16 protein-coding genes are annotated in these 17487 nt (G+C 40.5%); 13 read left to right on the top strand and 3 right to left on the bottom strand.

Features of this window, described 5'->3' with window-relative positions; translation table 11 throughout:
• Positions 1–11: 11 nt before the first annotated feature.
• The 10 genes from I6F10_RS13855 to rpoS are packed head-to-tail and all read left to right on the top strand — an operon-like array spanning position 12 to position 7043.
• Positions 12–647: a hypothetical protein gene (locus tag I6F10_RS13855; protein WP_197099008.1), complete on the top strand. Its 636-nt coding sequence runs from the start codon at positions 12–14 to the stop codon at positions 645–647.
• Positions 648–684: 37 nt separating this feature from the next.
• Positions 685–972 carry a cell division protein FtsB gene (ftsB, locus tag I6F10_RS13850; protein ID WP_002958963.1) on the top strand — a complete coding sequence of 96 codons (288 nt, stop codon included), beginning with the start codon at positions 685–687 and terminating at the stop codon, positions 970–972.
• On the top strand, positions 962–1663 hold the full coding sequence (ispD, locus tag I6F10_RS13845; protein WP_149603095.1) for a 2-C-methyl-D-erythritol 4-phosphate cytidylyltransferase: 702 nt from the start codon (positions 962–964) through the stop codon (positions 1661–1663). Before ftsB ends, ispD begins: the two co-directional genes overlap by 11 nt.
• Entirely contained in the window at positions 1660–2157 is a 498-nt protein-coding gene (gene ispF / locus I6F10_RS13840; protein ID WP_024604077.1) for a 2-C-methyl-D-erythritol 2,4-cyclodiphosphate synthase, read from the top strand. Before ispD ends, ispF begins: the two co-directional genes overlap by 4 nt.
• Complete coding sequence (gene truD / locus I6F10_RS13835) at positions 2154–3206, top strand: tRNA pseudouridine(13) synthase TruD (RefSeq protein WP_165743874.1); 1053 nt, start codon at positions 2154–2156, stop codon at positions 3204–3206. Before ispF ends, truD begins: the two co-directional genes overlap by 4 nt.
• Positions 3187–3951, top strand: a complete 765-nt coding sequence (gene surE, locus I6F10_RS13830; RefSeq protein ID WP_024600608.1) for a 5'/3'-nucleotidase SurE — start codon at positions 3187–3189, stop codon at positions 3949–3951. The genes truD and surE overlap by 20 nt, the downstream gene beginning before the upstream one ends.
• On the top strand, positions 3941–4579 hold the full coding sequence (locus I6F10_RS13825) for a protein-L-isoaspartate(D-aspartate) O-methyltransferase (protein ID WP_197099007.1): 639 nt from the start codon (positions 3941–3943) through the stop codon (positions 4577–4579). Before surE ends, I6F10_RS13825 begins: the two co-directional genes overlap by 11 nt.
• A gap of 9 nt (positions 4580–4588) precedes the next feature.
• A complete protein-coding gene (locus I6F10_RS13820) occupies positions 4589–5167 on the top strand; it encodes a YqaA family protein (protein WP_197099006.1) in 579 nt (192 codons plus the stop codon).
• Positions 5168–5208: 41 nt separating this feature from the next.
• A complete protein-coding gene (locus tag I6F10_RS13815) occupies positions 5209–6033 on the top strand; it encodes a peptidoglycan DD-metalloendopeptidase family protein (protein ID WP_197099005.1) in 825 nt (274 codons plus the stop codon).
• 35 nt (positions 6034–6068) lie between these two features.
• Positions 6069–7043: an RNA polymerase sigma factor RpoS gene (gene rpoS / locus I6F10_RS13810; protein ID WP_197099004.1), complete on the top strand. Its 975-nt coding sequence runs from the start codon at positions 6069–6071 to the stop codon at positions 7041–7043.
• Between the two features lie 89 nt (positions 7044–7132).
• Here rpoS and mutS read toward each other — a convergent pair whose 3' ends face one another.
• Positions 7133–9718 (bottom strand): DNA mismatch repair protein MutS, encoded by a 2586-nt coding sequence (mutS, locus tag I6F10_RS13805; protein WP_197099003.1) that lies wholly within the window; start codon positions 9716–9718, stop codon positions 7133–7135.
• Positions 9719–9739: 21 nt separating this feature from the next.
• On the opposite strand from mutS, the gene I6F10_RS13800 reads away from it, so the two are divergent.
• Positions 9740–10237, top strand: coding sequence for a CinA family protein (locus I6F10_RS13800; RefSeq protein WP_197099002.1), 498 nt, complete (start codon positions 9740–9742; stop codon positions 10235–10237).
• Between the two features lie 58 nt (positions 10238–10295).
• The gene (recA, locus tag I6F10_RS13795) at positions 10296–11339 is read left to right on the top strand and encodes a recombinase RecA (RefSeq protein WP_197099001.1); all 1044 of its coding nucleotides are present in this window, start codon (positions 10296–10298) and stop codon (positions 11337–11339) included.
• Between the two features lie 189 nt (positions 11340–11528).
• On the opposite strand, the gene I6F10_RS13790 is transcribed toward recA, so the two are convergent.
• Both I6F10_RS13790 and I6F10_RS13785 read right to left on the bottom strand, forming a co-directional pair.
• Positions 11529–13652 (bottom strand): TonB-dependent siderophore receptor, encoded by a 2124-nt coding sequence (locus I6F10_RS13790; protein ID WP_197099000.1) that lies wholly within the window; start codon positions 13650–13652, stop codon positions 11529–11531.
• A gap of 219 nt (positions 13653–13871) precedes the next feature.
• Positions 13872–15068, bottom strand: coding sequence for a DcaP family trimeric outer membrane transporter (locus I6F10_RS13785; protein ID WP_197098999.1), 1197 nt, complete (start codon positions 15066–15068; stop codon positions 13872–13874).
• A 442-nt stretch (positions 15069–15510) separates the two neighbouring features.
• Here I6F10_RS13785 and acs point away from each other — a divergent pair, with 442 nt between their 5' ends.
• Positions 15511–17451, top strand: coding sequence for an acetate--CoA ligase (gene acs / locus I6F10_RS13780; RefSeq protein WP_197098998.1), 1941 nt, complete (start codon positions 15511–15513; stop codon positions 17449–17451).
• The last annotated feature ends 36 nt before the right edge of the window (positions 17452–17487 follow it).

Here is a 17487-nt window from a genome sequence, read left to right as displayed (position 1 = left end):
GAGTACAGCTTTTGGTCGCTAAAAATCAGTCACTTGGTGCTCAACAGCAAGTTGAAATTTGGCAAACTGATGCACAAAAAGTGTTGTATGCACAATTGTGCAATGCGTTTTATCAGCGTGAGGTTCAGCGATTAGTTGCAGAGCCTAATGCCGATAAACTGCGCCGCCAGTTAAAAAGCCTACCTTATTATATTGAGCGAGCGGCAACGTTAGTTGCCAATGGTGACACGCCTTTTACGCTTGATGCACAAAATGGTACGTGGCTCGAAAAGCAAAAACCGACCCCACCCGATGTGAATGTTCAAGCTAATGAACTTTTTTATCAAACGTATGCCAAAGTGGGGCTTATAGTGCCCGTTATATTGCATGGCTACGATCAGGTGAGTCTTAGAATAGACAGTATCGATCAGTTAGGCGAAAATAAGCTGCATTGTAACGAGCTTGGTTGGTTTGATTTTTTAGGAAATGGGCTAGAGCAGCAAAATGCTCAGCTAATAAAGCCAAGTAAAGTGAGTTTAACCGCTGCATGTTGCGGGCATCAGTGGCAATTTTCGAGGCGTTGTATGCCACGGGTTTTATCACTACGCGAAATGCTTTTAGCGGGTAGTATTAATTGGCGCAATTTAAAGCGCCCCTTAGCGTATTAAAGCTAGGGTATTTGGAATTTAAAATAAGGAGTGTTAAATGCGTATTTTTCAAGTTGGCTTACTGTGCTTAGCACTGTTTGTACAATACAGGTTATGGTTTGGTCATAATGGTTTACAAGACTACACACGACTTAAAGGTGCAGTAACGTCGCATCATCAAACCAACGAAAAACTCATTAAACGTAATAAAGTACTTAAAGCAGATATTGAAGACTTAAAGCTTGGCCAAGAAGGCATTGAAGAGCGTGCACGCAACGAATTGGGAATGATTAAACCGGACGAAACATTTATTCGTGTTTTACCGGGCAAACAATATGACAAATAAACAGACTATTGCAGCAATTGTACCTGCTGCGGGTGTTGGCAGTAGAATGCAGCACAATGCGCCTAAGCAATATATACAATTAGCCGGTAAAACCATTTTAGAACACACCTTAGCTAAACTTTCTCAATTACCTCAATTACGCACTATTGTTGTTGCCCTTAGCGACAGCGACCCCTATTTTGACGAACTCCCATTGCTTGATAATCGCATTGTGCGAGCCAGTGGCGGAAAAGAGCGAGCCGACTCGGTGCTTAACAGTCTGCTTTTTTTAGCGCCTAACCCACCAACATGGGTATTGGTGCATGATGCTGCTCGTCCATTAGTTAATATCAGTGATATAGAACGTTTAATTGATGAATGTATACGCGCTGATGAAGGCGGTATTTTAGCTAGCAAAGTAAAAGACACTATAAAACGCGGCCACACTCATGCCCTACAAACTGTGCCACGAGACGATTTATGGCAAGCACTTACCCCGCAGTTTTTTAAATATGACGAGCTTAAAAATGCACTGCAAAACGCATTAGCAAGCGGGGCTACTATTACCGATGAAGCCAGTGCAATTGAGTGGGCGGGTAAACCGGTTAAGCTTGTAGCAGGTCGTAGCGATAATATTAAAATAACCACGCCAGAGGATTTAGACCTGGCTGGGTTTTTATTACACAAACAACAAAACGAGAGTGGATTATGATACGAATTGGCCATGGTTTTGACGTACATAAATTTGGCGGCGAAGGCCCGTTAACTATTTGTGGTGAAAAAATTGATTACCCACAGGGCTTTTTAGCGCACTCAGATGGTGATGTTGCTATTCATGCATTATGCGATGCTATTTTAGGCTCACTTGCAATGGGTGATATTGGTAAGCACTTTCCCGATACAGCTAGCGAGTATGAAAATATCGATAGCCGTATTTTACTTCGCCATGTGGTGGGCTTAGCTAAAGAGCAAGGTTATGTACTTGGTAATGGCGATGTGACTATTGTTGCTCAGGCACCAAAAATGCTGCCACATATTCAAGCTATGCGCGCTAATTTAGCCAGCGATTTAAATTGCGACCTTAGCCAAATTAACGTTAAAGCCACTACTACCGAAAAGCTAGGCTTTGAAGGGCGCAAAGAAGGTATTTCGAGCCATGCGGTGGTTATTATGAGTAAAGAGCTTGCGAGTACAAAAAACGCATGAGCGATTTAAATTATTTATACGGTGCACCGCTTTCTAAAGCTGATTTTAAAACCACAGCTGAAGACTTTATGGTTGATGAAGACTTAGGTATAGAATTTACCGGCAGTGGCGAACACGTGTGTTTGCAGGTGGTTAAAAAAGGCGAAAATACGCAATACGTTGCAAAGCTAATTGCGCAGCGTGCGGGTGTTTCACCGCGAGACGTAAGCTATGCAGGCATGAAAGATCGCCACGGTGTGTGTTCGCAGTGGTTTAGTGTAAAAGTACCAATTAAAAAGCCTATCGATTTTAGTGATTTAAATAGTGAGAGTATTTTTATTGTGTCGCAACAGCGCCACGACCGTAAGTTACGTACGGGCTGCCACAAAGGTAATAAATTTACTATTACGCTTCGTAACGTAACCAACCCTCTTGATATTTTATGTCGTATTAACGCAGTACGCGCAGGTGTGCCTAATTACTTTGGCGAGCAGCGCTTTGGGCATGGCGGTCATAACTTAGTTATGGCTGAAAAAATGTTTGCCGGTGAGCGTATTCGCGATAAAAAGTTGCGCGGTATTATTATTTCAGCAGCACGATCGCATGTATTTAATCAGTTAGTGAGCCTACGTGTAAAAGAGCATGGTTTAGCTAAAACAATGCACCGTGAAGTATTTATGCTCAGCGGCAGCAATGCATTTTTTGAAGATGCAATTAATGACGAAAACATAGAGCGATTAGCCACCGGCGATATTATGATGTCGGCACCTATGGTGGGAAAAAGCGAAAAAGGCTTAACCGAACAAGAAAAAATATGGCTCGAACCTTTCCAAACATGGTGTGATGGTTTAGGTGAGTTAGGCCTTAAAAATGAGCGCCGAATGCTGCGCTTAATTCCACAAAACTTAACCGTTGAAACACTTGATGAAACCACACTAAAATTAAGCTTTGGTTTGCCAAAAGGGTGTTTTGCAACCGCATTATTACGTGAGCTGGTGGATTACACCGATGCTAGCCCTCGAGAGCGCAAAGAAAAGGATAATGGCATAAATGAAGATACTGTTAAGTAACGATGATGGCGTAAATGCCAAAGGCATTGCGGTTTTATATCAGGCGCTTATACAAATTGCAGATGTAACCCTTGTTGCACCTGATCGCAACTGTAGTGGCGCGAGTAATTCTTTAACACTTATGAACCCGCTACGAGCAACTACACTCGAAAATGGTTTTATGTCGGTTAATGGCACACCCACTGATTGTGTACATTTAGGTGTAAATCAGTTAGCTGATGAAAAGCCAGATCTAGTTGTTGCAGGTATTAACCATGGTGCTAATTTGGGTGATGACACGCTTTATTCCGGTACTGTTGCCGCTGCAACTGAAGGTCGCCATTTAGGTCTGCCTGCAATTGCGGTATCGCTTTGCTCACATAATGGCGATCATTTTGAAACAGCCGCTGCAGTTACCGTCAATATTATTAAAGGCTTGGCTTCGCATCCGCTTCCAAAAGATCAAATAATAAATATTAATGTGCCAGATATTCCATTAAGTGAATTAAAAGGGGTGCAAGTAACACGTTTAGGTGCTCGTCATAAAGCCGAAACGATGACGAAACAAACCGATCCTTGGGGCCGTGATATTTATTGGTATGGATCGCTTGGCACCGAAAGCGATGCTGGTGAAGGCACCGACTTTTACGCAATCAATAATGGCTATGCCTCAGTTACGCCACTGAGTGTTGATATGACAGCTAAAGATAGCTTAAAGGCAGTAGGAGAATGGTTAGCCGATTTGGAGATTAATCGTGCTCGCTAATTATACCCGCAGTGCAAAAGCGCTTTCTGACTTACTAAAGCGTGAAGGTGTTGAAGATACGCAAGTACTTAGTGCTATAGCTGATATTCCGCGCCATATTTTTATAGATGATGTGCTAAAACACAAAGCCTATGAAAATACAGCGCTCCCTATTGGGCACGGGCAAACAATTTCTCAGCCTTACATAGTAGCGCGCATGACAGAGCTACTTCGTTTAGCTGGTGTGCGCAATAAAGTGCTAGAAATAGGTACAGGATCTGGGTATCAAACTGCAATATTGGCCAAAACGTTTGCAAAGGTTTACTCGGTAGAGCGTATTAAGACACTTCAGTGGCAGGCAAAAAGACGTTTGCAGCAACTCGATTTATATAATGTAACCATGAAGCATGGCGATGGTTGGCAAGGCTGGCAATCACAAGCGCCGTTTGATGGTATTATAGTGACTGCTGCGGCCTCTAAAGTTCCGCAAGATTTACTAGCTCAGTTGGCCGATGGTGGCGTGTTATTAGCCCCAATTGGTGAGAGCGATCAAAAATTAATAATGGTTATCCGCAAAGGCGATAATTATAAAGAGCATGTTATTGCTCCCGTTAGATTTGTGCCGTTAGTACCTGGCGATATTGAATAGGAATTCATTTTGAAGTTGTTTACCAAGTTATACGATATGGCCCTAGTGTGGGCAAAACACCGTCATGCGGAACGTTACTTAGCTGCTATGAGCTTTGCAGAATCAGTTTTTTTCCCGATACCACCCGATGTAATGCTTGCACCTATGTCACTTGCGCAACCAAACAAAGCATGGCGATTTGCAAGCTTTGCCACAATAGCATCGGTTATTGGTGGAGTGCTTGGTTACTTACTTGGTTTTTGGCTATTTGAACCCGTTGTAGAGCCATTGATTGCACAAATGCACTGGCAAGAAAAGTTTGATATAGCACTAAACTGGTTTAAGGATTACGGTGTTTGGGTTGTGTTTTTAGCCGGTTTTTCGCCTATACCATATAAAGTATTTACGATTGGCGCAGGTGTTTTACAAATGGCATTTTTGCCATTTTTAATAGCATCAGCCATTGGGCGCGGTGCGCGATTCTTTTTAGTTTCAGCCTTAATGAAGTGGGGCGGAGCTCAAATGGAGCGAAAATTACGTCAGTATATTGAAATACTTGGTTGGGGATTAGTGGTATTAATTGCGCTAGCTTACTTTTTATTGCGTTAAGCGTTAAAAATATCAATTTTCTAATTTAGGGGAAAAATACAATGAATAAACAGTGTTTACTGTATGTAACTATATTTATTAGTATTTTTCTCTTTGGTTGCTCTTCTCGCCATGTTCCTGCACCTGTTAGTAGCTTAAATAATAATGTTAATGATTTGGGTCATACTATTAATATTAATGGGACTAGCTATAAAGTACAAAAAGGAGATACGCTCTACTCTATTGCCTTTAGTGCAGGGCAAGACTTTAGATTACTTGCAAAAAACAATTCAATTCCATCACCTTACACAATTTTCCCTGGGCAAAACATCTCCTTACTCCCTAAGCCCGAAAAAACAAAAAGGGATGAAAATTATACGAATTCGAGTAAAAAGTCTATAAAAAAATTACAAAAAAATAACAAAATTTTAAAGAAAGAGCTTGATCACCCAAAACAACGAGAGTATGTTCAGAAACAAGCCAGTAACAAAATTAGTAATACTAAACGCTTGTCGAGCAGTAAAGTTAAGTGGTTTTGGCCTGCAAAGGGCAAAATTACCAAACGCTTCTCTAATAAGGAAAACGGTTATAAAGGTTTACAGATTACTAATCGCAAAGGGGCTTCAGTCTTAGCTGCGGCACAAGGAACTGTAGTGTACGCGGGTAACGCCCTTCGAGGTTATGGTAGTTTAATCATATTGAAACATAATGATGATTACCTAAGTGCTTATGCACATAACTCGAAATTACTTGTTAAAGAAAAGCAGAAGGTTAAGGCAGGACAAAAAATAGCAGAAATTGGTAATTCAGAATCTCCGGTCACCGCGCTTCGCTTTGAAATTCGCTACCGAGGGCAAGCTGTCAATCCTGCTAAATACCTACCCTAATTTTTAGGTATTGATAATTGCTCGGGAGAAGGCTTATGGCTAGCGCAGCAAAACTTGACAAACATACTACGACTGACGAAAAGTTCGATGACATCGATGTTGATGAAAGCACAGCTCTACTAGATAAAGTAGACGACGATGAAATCTTTGCTAAAGAAGAAGTAACTAAAAATCTTGACGCAACTCAACTTTATTTAGGCGAAATTGGTTTTTCTCCTTTGCTTAGTGCAGAAGAAGAAGTGTTTTTTTCTCGTAAATCACTTCGAGGTTGTGATGCCTCACGCAAACGTATGATTGAAAGTAACCTACGTTTAGTTGTTAAAATAGCACGCCGTTACAACAACCGCGGCCTGGCTTTACTCGATTTAATTGAAGAAGGGAACTTAGGTTTAATCCGCGCAGTTGAAAAATTTGATCCTGAGCGTGGCTTTAGATTTTCAACTTACGCTACATGGTGGATACGTCAAACAATCGAACGTGCCATTATGAATCAAACTCGCACCATTCGCTTACCTATTCATGTAGTTAAAGAACTTAATGTTTATTTACGTACAGCTCGAGAATTAACTCAAAAGCTTGATCATGAGCCAACAGCTGACGAAATTGCAGCTTGCCTAGATAGACCCGTTGAAGACGTGACAAAAATGCTACGTTTAAACGAAAGAATTGCATCAGTTGACATGCCGATTGGTGGTGAAAACGACAGTGTTTTACTTGATATCATTCCTGATGAAAAAAGTGCTGGCCCTGAAGGCGAAGTACAAAACAATGATATTAATAAGCATATCGTAGATTGGTTAGGTGAATTGAACCCTAAACAGCGCGAAGTGTTAGCACGTCGATTTGGATTACTTGGCTACGAGCCATCTACACTTGAAGATGTAGGTCGTGAAATAGGCTTAACACGTGAACGTGTAAGACAAATTCAGGTAGAAGCATTACGTCGTCTAAAAGACATTTTGCAACAAGAAGGTTTAAGTACAGATAGCTTGTTTAATCAGTTTTCGTAACAGCTTAAATAATTTAAAGATTATGTGTGTTAAAAAGCCGAAGAATTTATTCTTCGGCTTTTTTATACTTGTAAATAAGATGATATAAATTACAACAATGCTTTTAGTTTATATAATAAATCGTGTGCTTGGCGTGGCGATAAGTTATCAGGGTCAATAGCACTTAACTGCTCTTCTACTTCAGAAGAGGCACTTTGTGTAACTTCGTTATTGAAAGTAAATGCTTGTTGCTCTGTATTTGGTGCAGTAACGCTTTGATGATTTTCAAGCAACTTAAGTTTTTGCTTTGCTTGTGCAATCACAGCTTTTGGCACACCTGCAAGGGCGGCTACTTGTAAACCAAAGCTTTTGCTTGCTGCACCGTCGAGAACTGTATGCATAAATGCAATCGTGTCGTTATGTTCTATTGCATCAAGATGCACGTTTACAAGGCCCGTGGTTTGCTCAGCAAGTTCTGTTAATTCAAAGTAGTGCGTAGCAAACAATGTTTTAGCAGATATTTTTGATGCTAAATGATCGGCTGTTGCATACGCAAGCGAAAGCCCATCGTAGGTACTTGTACCGCGACCAATCTCATCCATTAATACTAAAGACTGCGCAGTCGCATTATTTAAAATCGTTGCTGTTTCGGTCATTTCTACCATGAAGGTTGAACGCCCTGATGCTAAATCATCGCTTGCACCAATACGTGTAAATATACGGTCGATATTACCGATTTTAGCGCTGTCAGCGGGCACATAACTGCCAATGTGCGCCATGAGAACAATAAGTGCTGTTTGGCGCATATAAGTTGATTTACCGCCCATGTTTGGACCGGTAATAATTAGCATTTTACGCTGAGAATTTAACTCTACAGGGTTGGCAATAAACGGTTCTTTCATTACTTGCTCAACAACAGGGTGACGACCTTGTTTAATGCTTATATTGTCGTTATCGCACAATTGTGGTTTTGCATAATTGAGTGCAAATGCACGCTCAGCTAAATTGTTTAAAACGTCCAGATCAGCCAGTGCTGCAGCCATCATTTGTAATTGCTCAATATGCGGAGCGATAAATCTAAATAGCTCTTCATATAATTGCTTTTCAAGCGCGAGAGCTTTTGATTGGCTACCGAGTACTTTATCCTCGTGTTCCTTAAGCTCTGGAATAATGTAACGTTCGTTATTTTTAAGCGTTTGGCGACGAATGTAGTCGGCTGGCACTAAGTGCGCATTAGCTCTACTTACTTCAATAAAAAAGCCGTGTACTCGGTTATAGCCAATTTTTAATGTACTAATGCCTGTACGTTCACGCTCGCGTTGTTCAAGCTGCTCAAGTACATCTGTTGCACCTTTACTTAAGTTACGCCACTCATCAAGCTCACTGTTGTAACCAGGGGCAATAACGCCACCGTCACGAATTAGTACCGGTGGGTTATCGATAACTGCACGTTCTAATAATTTTTGTAAATCAGGGAGTTCAGGCGAGTGCTTGATAATACCTGCTATACGAGGATCGTTAGCGTCAGCTAACAAAGTATGCAGTGGTGCAAGTGCTTGTAATGCACTGCGCAGGCGAGTTAAATCGCGCGGGCGAGCTGTGCATAAAGCTAGGCGTGCAATAACACGCTCTACATCACCAATCTCTTTTAATGATTCGTGTAATTCACCGCAAAGTTGTACGTCTAAAATTGCACTAATTGCATTTAAACGTGAATTTAGCTCGTCTTTATTACGAATGGGTGTATGAATACGGCGCTTAAGTAAGCGAGATCCCATTGGCGTTGCTGTTTTATCAAGTACTTGAGCAAGTGTATTTTCAAACCCGCCCGATAAATTAACAGTTAATTCTAAATTTTTACGGGTAGCGGCATCTAAAATAACAGCGTGTTCGTTGTGCTCAAGCGTAATTGCACGAATATGCGGCAGTGCAATACGTTGTGTATCTTTTACGTATTGCATTAAACAACCTGCAGCAACAAGCGCGCTATGGGCTTTATCAACACCAAAGCCAACTAAATCTTTAGTACCAAACTGATCGCATAATAAGTGCTGAGCCGTATCTAAGTCGAACTCCCACTCTGGGCGACGGCGAGCACCTTTTATATGTTCAATTAAATGAACGTTTTCAAAGCTTTCGCTATACAGAAGTTCGGCTGGTGATAGGCGCTGAATAGTTGAGCTAAAGGCTTCGTCGGTATTTACCTCGACAATATTAAAACGACCAGAGTTAATGTCTAAATAAGCAATCCCGTATAAGCCTTTTTTACTTTGCCAAACGCTGGTAAGGAGATTGTCTTGTCGTTCTTGTAAAAGTGCTTCATCAGAAATTGTACCGGGTGTAACTATACGCACTACTTTACGATCAACAGGGCCTTTACTGGTTGCAGGGTCTCCCACTTGTTCGCAGATAGCGACTGATTCACCCATTTGGACTAGACGTGCTAAGTAGTTTTCTACCGCATGGTAAGGTACACCCGCCATAGGGATAGGATCGCCGCCAGCTTTACCACGATGAGTTTGCGAAATATCGAGTAATTGAGCGGCGCGTTTAGCGTCATCAAAAAAAAGTTCGTAAAAATCGCCCATACGATAAAACAATAAAATATCGCGATGCTCTGATTTTATTTTTAGATACTGCTGCATCATAGGGGTTTGTTGTTTTATAGTGTGTGGTGCATAAAGATCAAACGACATGTATTTACCCAAAGGCTGAATATGGAATTACATCAAGAGATTAAAACACTTGCTGCGCAATTAGGCGCTATTTTAACGGATAAATGCTTATGGATCACTACTGCTGAGTCATGTACTGGTGGCGGAGTGAGTTATGCGCTTACCGATACCCCTGGAAGCTCAGCTTATATTGACCGTGCATTTGTCACTTACAGTAACCAAGCAAAGCAAGATTTACTAAATGTGAGTGCAGGCACATTAGCGCAATATGGTGCAGTGAGCGAGCAAACTGTACGTGAAATGGCAATCGGTGCTATTAAGGCAACAAATTCAAATATATCTATAGCTGTATCTGGCATTGCGGGCCCCGGAGGTGCAACTGATGGCAAACCTGTAGGACTCGTGTGGTTTGGCATACAAATTAATGACAAAGTACTGACCTTTAAACAAGTATTTACTGGTGATAGAGCTCAAGTTAGGCTGCAAGCTATTGTATTTGCATTGAAAAGTGTAATAGATGAGATAAAATTAAAAAATTAGCTTGATACTGTGATTTCATACAGTATACTTGTCTGCATTAGCTGGATTGGAGAACAAAATGAACGATAACAAACAAAAAGCGTTAGACGCAGCACTATCACAAATTGAACGTCAATTTGGTAAAGGCTCAATCATGAAATTGGGTGATAACAAAGCGTTAAATATTGAATCTGTATCTACAGGCTCATTAGGTATTGATATTGCTTTAGGCATAGGCGGCCTACCTATGGGACGTATTGTTGAAGTATACGGCCCTGAATCGTCTGGTAAAACAACGCTTACTTTACAAGTTATCGCTGCTGCACAAAAAGAAGGCAAAACATGTGCCTTTATCGATGCTGAGCATGCTCTAGATCCAGTGTACGCACAAAAATTAGGCGTAAACATTGACGATCTTTTTGTTTCTCAACCAGACACCGGTGAGCAAGCGCTAGAAATTTGTGACATGTTAGTACGCTCAAGTGCTGTAGACGTAGTTATTATTGACTCGGTTGCTGCGCTTACACCAAAAGCTGAGATTGAAGGCGACATGGGCGACTCGCACATGGGCTTGCAAGCACGTTTAATGTCACAAGCATTACGTAAGCTTACTGGTAATATTAAACGCTCTAACACGTTATGTATTTTCATTAACCAAATCCGTATGAAAATTGGTGTTATGTTTGGTAATCCAGAAACAACAACGGGTGGTAATGCACTTAAGTTTTACGCATCGGTACGTATTGATATTCGTCGTATTGGTTCGGTGAAAGAAGGTGATGAAGTTGTTGGTAACGAAACCCGCGTTAAAATTGTTAAAAACAAAGTAGCGCCGCCATTTAAACAAGCTGAATTTATCATCATGTATGGCGAAGGTATTTCTAAGCAAGGCGAGTTAATTGATTTAGGTGTTAAGCATAAAATTGTTGAAAAAGCAGGTGCTTGGTACAGTTACAGTGGCAACAAGGTTGGCCAAGGTAAATCTAACTCAATTAAGTTTTTGAAAGAAAACCCAGAAATTGCAGATGAGATTGAAGGTAAGTTACGCGAAATGCTTTTACTAAAAGCAACTATTGAACCTGAAGACGGTGAAGATAAGTTAGGCGACGATCCAGACCTTTAAACTGCACCCAAATGAGTTTTTAAGCTTGATTTGACCCGAGCTTTGAAAAGCGCTAATCAGTAATGATTAGCGCTTTTTTGTTATTAAAAACTTACATCAGGTTAGATAAAATAAAAACGACACATTAAAAATGTGTCGTTTTTTAATTCAATAGAAAAAAATCTAGAGTCTTTAATTAATCAAATATATTTATAATTGCCAGTTTACAGATAGGGCGTAGTTACGAGGTGCACCGTAGTAACCTTGTGCCCAGTACAGGCTGTGCAAATATTTTTCACCGGTGGTGTTATTTACGTTGAAAGTGACTCCTACGTTATCTGTAATTTCGTAAGTGGCCATTAAATCAAGTAACCCGTATGCATCTTGGTGAGTAGTGACGCTTGCAATACCATTTGTATCTTCGACTTGAACTCGGCTAGTTGAATCCTGCCAGCGATAGTTTGCACCAAATGATAAACCATCAACTAAAGGTACTTGGTAGGTTGCGGCCACTTTAAGTTGATTTTCAGGTGTGTAATCTTTAACTAAATCATCACCATCAATAGTTAGGTTACTAAAACTTACACTTGCGCTTAAATCATCTGTTATTCGACCACTTAGTTCAACTTCAAAGCCGTTGCTGTTAATACCATCTGCTGCATAATAACGCGTATCACTAGGTAGTGAGTCGGGTAAAGCTATGGCAAGCCCTTCCTGCTTTGCATCGAAGTAAGCAAAAGTTACGAAAATTTGGTCATCAAGTAACTGTGCTTTTATACCAACTTCACTGCTTTTACCTATTACGGGAGCTAATTGGTTGGCATTAATATCAAGCTCTTTTTGCGGTACAAATGTTTCTGTGTAGCTTGCATAAGCTGATAGAGACTCGTTAAAGTCGTACACCGTGCCAATATAAGGAATAACTTCAGAGTCGCTTCTTGTTTGTTCAACACCGTAAGCACTCCCTTTTGTTTTCCAATCGGTATAACGCACACCAGCGAGCACACTTAAAGGCTCACTTAATTTAATGCGAGTAGATATGTAAGCTGATTTTTGCTCGTTAGTAATATCACTACCATCTAAGCCATCAGCAAGTGTTGCCTCTGGTACTACACCATCCCACGTTTTAAGTGATGGCATATCTGGAAAACCATTGCCTGTAGTGTAATCGTAAAGAGACTGCTCGTTGTAATCCATTTTAGCTTGGCTAACACCAAATGATAGGTCGTGCTCTTGGCCAAATAAATTAAACTTACCACTGGCATATAAATCAAATAAGTCATGCTTATCTTCGTAATCATAACGGCTAGCATAACCTGTTAAACCAAGTTCAGTATCTTTATCAGGGGTGCCGTATACGTAGAACAACTCTGAGTCTTGTTCGTTTTCGATGTGAGCATAACGTGCTCTAGCTACCCATGTTGCCGATAAGTTTTGTTCAAGTGTTACATATACTTGCTCAGCACTGTTATCCCAGTAAGACCAGTCAGCAGCGGTGCTGGTTGATTCGTCGTAATCGGTTGCTGTTCCGTCTGTATAATAAAGAGGTAGTGCACCCCACAGCGGGCTATCTGCGTCTTTTTGTTGGTTAACGTAGTTAACGCTTAATAATGTGTTGTCTGTTAATTTGCCTTCGTAGGCTAAGTAAACAATGGTTTTATCTGTTTCGTAGCGATCTAAATATGAGTCAGCTTTTTGCTTTGTAAATACAGCGCGTACAGCGTGGTCTTCATTTATTGGCGTAGATACATCTAAATCTAAACGTTTTTTATTCCATGAGCCATAAGATGCTGATGCATTTGCCTGTGTTGTATAAGTTGGCTTTTTTAAAACCATGTTTACAGTTGCAGAAGGATTACCAGCGCCGGTCATTAAACCATTAGCACCGCGAACTATCTCTACACGGTCATAAATTGATGTATCAAGACTGCCTTGAATAGAGCCTGAGCTTTGTGGGATCCCTAAGCCATCAACTTGAAAGTTCGTAATTTCAAAACCACGGGCCTTAAAGTAAGTACGATCTGTTTCTATTTGCTCTACTGTTACGCCTGGCGTGCTTTCAAGTACTGAGTTTATATCGTCTAGTGAAAAGTCGTCCATTAGTGCGCGTGAAACTACCGAGATTGATTGTGGTGTTTCTTTAATTGTTAAACCTAGTTTGGTAGCCGATTGCGCTTCTTCAGTAATGTAGTTTTTATGATGCTGACCATATACCGCAATTTTTTCGAGAGGTTCAGATTTTACATTTGCCTCATCAGCAAGTGCATAACCAGATAAAATTAAAGAAGTAGCAAAGCTTAGTTTAGATAAACGCAAAACTTGAGGGGACGACATAAGTTTTTCCAGTTAGTTCAAAAGAAGTGTGTAACTTAATCTAAATGATATCGATTTGCAATTGTGTTTGGTGTTTTTATCAATAATAATTCTATTTTTTTGGATTTTAGCGCCACATATAAAGATTTTAGGTACGAATTGATGAATTATATAGAACTCAATCTCGCTTATAAAAAAAGCGGCCTAGGCCGCTTTTTAAAGTAGTTAGCTTTTTAGCTGTTAAAAAGAGTATTTAACAGAAAACTGTAAGCGGTCTAAATCGCCATCAACGCCGCTTTCAGTTTCACGCTCAGCATGCTTTAGCTCAGCACCAAAAGTTAGACGTTTAACCGGTGAGTATAGAATGTTAGCGCTATAGCTTTGGCTTGATTCAGTCGGATCACCAGAAATAGCTAATAAATCAGTGTTGTTATCAGCGCTAAAGAATGAATATAAGAAAGTTGAACGCCATTGGCTGTTCCACTTATGCTGATACGCTACAAAGCCAGAGGTTGAATCAATAGCATCTAAATCATCACCATTGAGTACTGCACCATGGGCTACATTAACACCAACATAACGGCCTAAGCCTTTACCTTGCGTAAGCATAAATTTAAGGTTGTCTTCACCAAGGTTTATTTTACCTGAAGCACTTACACCAAACGATGTTTCATCGGCATCAATAGCACCTACTTTATAAGTAAGTTGACGGGCAAGTGCAGCAACTACTAAATTACCCCAGTCAGCTTTATGGGTATAACGTGCAGTAAAGTCAGGAAGTGAAGCATCGTCGGTTACAGCCATTGATGAACTTTTAATACCCTGTGGGTTTGTAGTAAAACCTGTAGTAATGGTACTTTCTGGATTTTCTAATGAAAACGACCATGCGCCAGTAGTGTATTTAACTTGAGTTTGGCGTACAAACACTGTGCCCTCTGCTGGGCCTATAAAATCAAGTGCTTCAGGTAGTGCGCCAACGTTTTGAAAGTTAGACCATGTTTGGCCAAATAACCAGCCATCGTAGCTAATAAATGCATGACGTATACGTGGAGCGTAAGAGTTAGATACGCGCTCGTTACCACCAGGAGCAGAAGCTAAAAAGTCGATTTCAATTTTGGTGTTAATGGTTTTGCCATTATCAAGTAATGTAGCTGTACCAAAGTTAAAACGAGATTCACGGGCATGCATATCAAATACAGCGTCAGAGCTATTGTCTGGGCCTACAGTCACTGTACTCGGTACGTAAAAGTCACGACCAACGTTAGTGCCCGCTGGTGCGCCTGCAGAATAGTCACTCCACATAGCATCTAATTTAATGTATCCGCCGTAAGTAAATTCAGTATCTCCAACTTTTGCTGCGGTGGCTGCATAAGCTGTGCTTGAAAGTGCACATAATACAGCGCTTGCTGCTAATGTTTTTAATGGGGTAAATTTCATTGTGGTGTCCTTTATAGGCTACTTGTTGTTTGTTGCTTTTTTTTTCATGTAAGGTTGTATTACTTGCTACTAGTATTACTTACGAATAAAAAAGGGTGTTAGTTTGGCTTCTCAATACACATATTGTTTTCATTCGTTAAATAAAGCTTTAGCAAGTAATACCGCAAATATCTTTATTAAAGTGCACAAACACTTTTGAATATGTGCAATATTTACTCAATTACCTATTGGTCTATAAGACTAAGGTTTTAGAGTTGATTAGTTTGCATTTACTTACATTTAACGCGTTGTATTATTTATGTAAAAAAATTGAAAGCAGGTGGATTATAAACTACAAATGAGCAAATTGGAGTAGAGTACAACTAAGGTCTAATACTTAATAAAGTACTGCTGAGTAATCCTTGATAAAAGCTTAAGGCAAGTAATTTAAATGGAGACGAAGATGTCACAAAGTATCTATCCAGTTCCTGCGCATATTAAAGATGCGACTCTCATTGATAAAAATAAATATAATACGCTTTATAAGCAATCTATTGATGACCCTGAAAGTTTTTGGCGTGAGCATGGCAAACGCCTCGATTGGTCTACTCCTTACACTAAAGTTAAAAACACCTCTTTTGATAAAGGCCACATCAGTATTAAATGGTATGAAGATGGCTATTTAAATGCGTCTTACAACTGTATTGACCGCCACTTAAAAACGAAAGCAGACAAAATTGCGCTTATTTGGGAAGGTGATGATCCTTCTCAAAGTGAGAACATTACTTATCAAAAACTTCATGATGAAGTGGCTAAATTTGCCAATGGTTTAAAAAAACTGGGTGTACAAAAAGGTGACCGCGTAGCTATTTATATGCCAATGACCCCACAAGCGGTGTATGCAATGCAAGCCTGTGCACGTATTGGTGCTATTCATTCTGTTGTATTTGGTGGTTTTTCACCATCGGCTATTGCTGATCGTATTAGAGATTCTGGCGCTAAGGTTGTTATTACTTCTGATGAGGGGCGCAGAGCAGGAAATTGTGTTCCATTAAAAGCAAATGTAGATGAAGCGGTAGCGCAAGAAACTGTAACCACAATTGAACACGTTATTGTGCACCAATTAACAGGCGGCGAAGTTGATTGGAATGAACACGATATATGGTGGCACGAGCTAGTTGCTGACTTACCAGCACAGTGTGAGCCAGAGCCAATGAATGCTGAAGATCCTTTATTTATATTGTATACATCAGGTTCTACGGGTCAGCCTAAAGGTGTTGTACATACCACAGGTGGCTACTTAGTTTACTCATCAATGACACATGAGTACGTATTTGATTTAAAAGAAGACGATGTGTATTGGTGTAGTGCCGATGTAGGTTGGATCACAGGACACAGTTATATTGCGTACGGGCCATTAGTAAACGGATGTACTCAAGTTTTATTTGAAGGTGTACCCACTTATCCAACTGCAGGGCGTATGGGCGAAGTAGTTGATAAACACGGTGTGACTATTTTATATACCGCCCCTACAGCAATTAGAGCACTAATGGCTAAAGGTGATGAGCCTACAGCTTCGTCACATCGCGATAGCTTACGTATTTTAGGTTCAGTAGGTGAGCCAATAAATCCAGAAGCGTGGACGTGGTATTACGAGAGTATTGGTAAATCTAATTGCCCGATTGTTGATACGTGGTGGCAAACAGAAACCGGTGGCATTATGATCACACCACTTCCGGGTGCTACTGATACAAAACCAGGCTCTGCAACACATCCATTTTTTGGTATTGCGCCTGCATTATTTGATGCTGAAGGTAATACACTCGAAGGTGCCGTAGATGGTAATTTAGTTATTTTAGATAGTTGGCCATCGCAAGCGAGAACTGTTTATGGCGACCATGAACGTTTTGAACAAACTTATTTTAGCGCCTACCCTGGAGTTTACTTTACAGGTGATGGTTGTCGTCGTGATGAGGATGGTTATTACTGGGTCACAGGTCGAGTAGACGACGTACTTAATGTTTCGGGACATCGATTAGGCACCGCTGAGATAGAAAGCGCGCTAGTTGCTCACGAAGCTGTAGCAGAAGCAGCAGTAGTAGGTTACCCGCATGATATTAAAGGCCAAGGTATTTATGTTTACATTACGCCTAACGAAGGTATAACAGTAAGCGATGAATTAACTAAAGAGGTACGTAATTGGGTTCGTAAAGAGCTCAGCCCAATCGCTTCTCCAGATATGATCCAATGGTCACCGGGTTTGCCAAAAACACGTTCAGGCAAGATTATGCGTCGTATTTTACGTAAAATCGCTGCAAATGAGCACCAACAACTTGGTGATACATCAACGCTTGCCGATCCTTCAGTTGTCGATGAACTAATCGAGAACAGATTAAATCGTTAAATGTGCGTTAAAAACTTGATTACAAGTTGATTCTAA

The organism is Pseudoalteromonas sp. SWYJZ98 (assembly GCF_015864495.1).
Lineage (GTDB): Bacteria > Pseudomonadota > Gammaproteobacteria > Enterobacterales > Alteromonadaceae > Pseudoalteromonas > Pseudoalteromonas distincta.
Note: the sequence above shows the minus strand (reverse complement) of the source record. Positions and strands in the feature narration are given on the sequence as shown.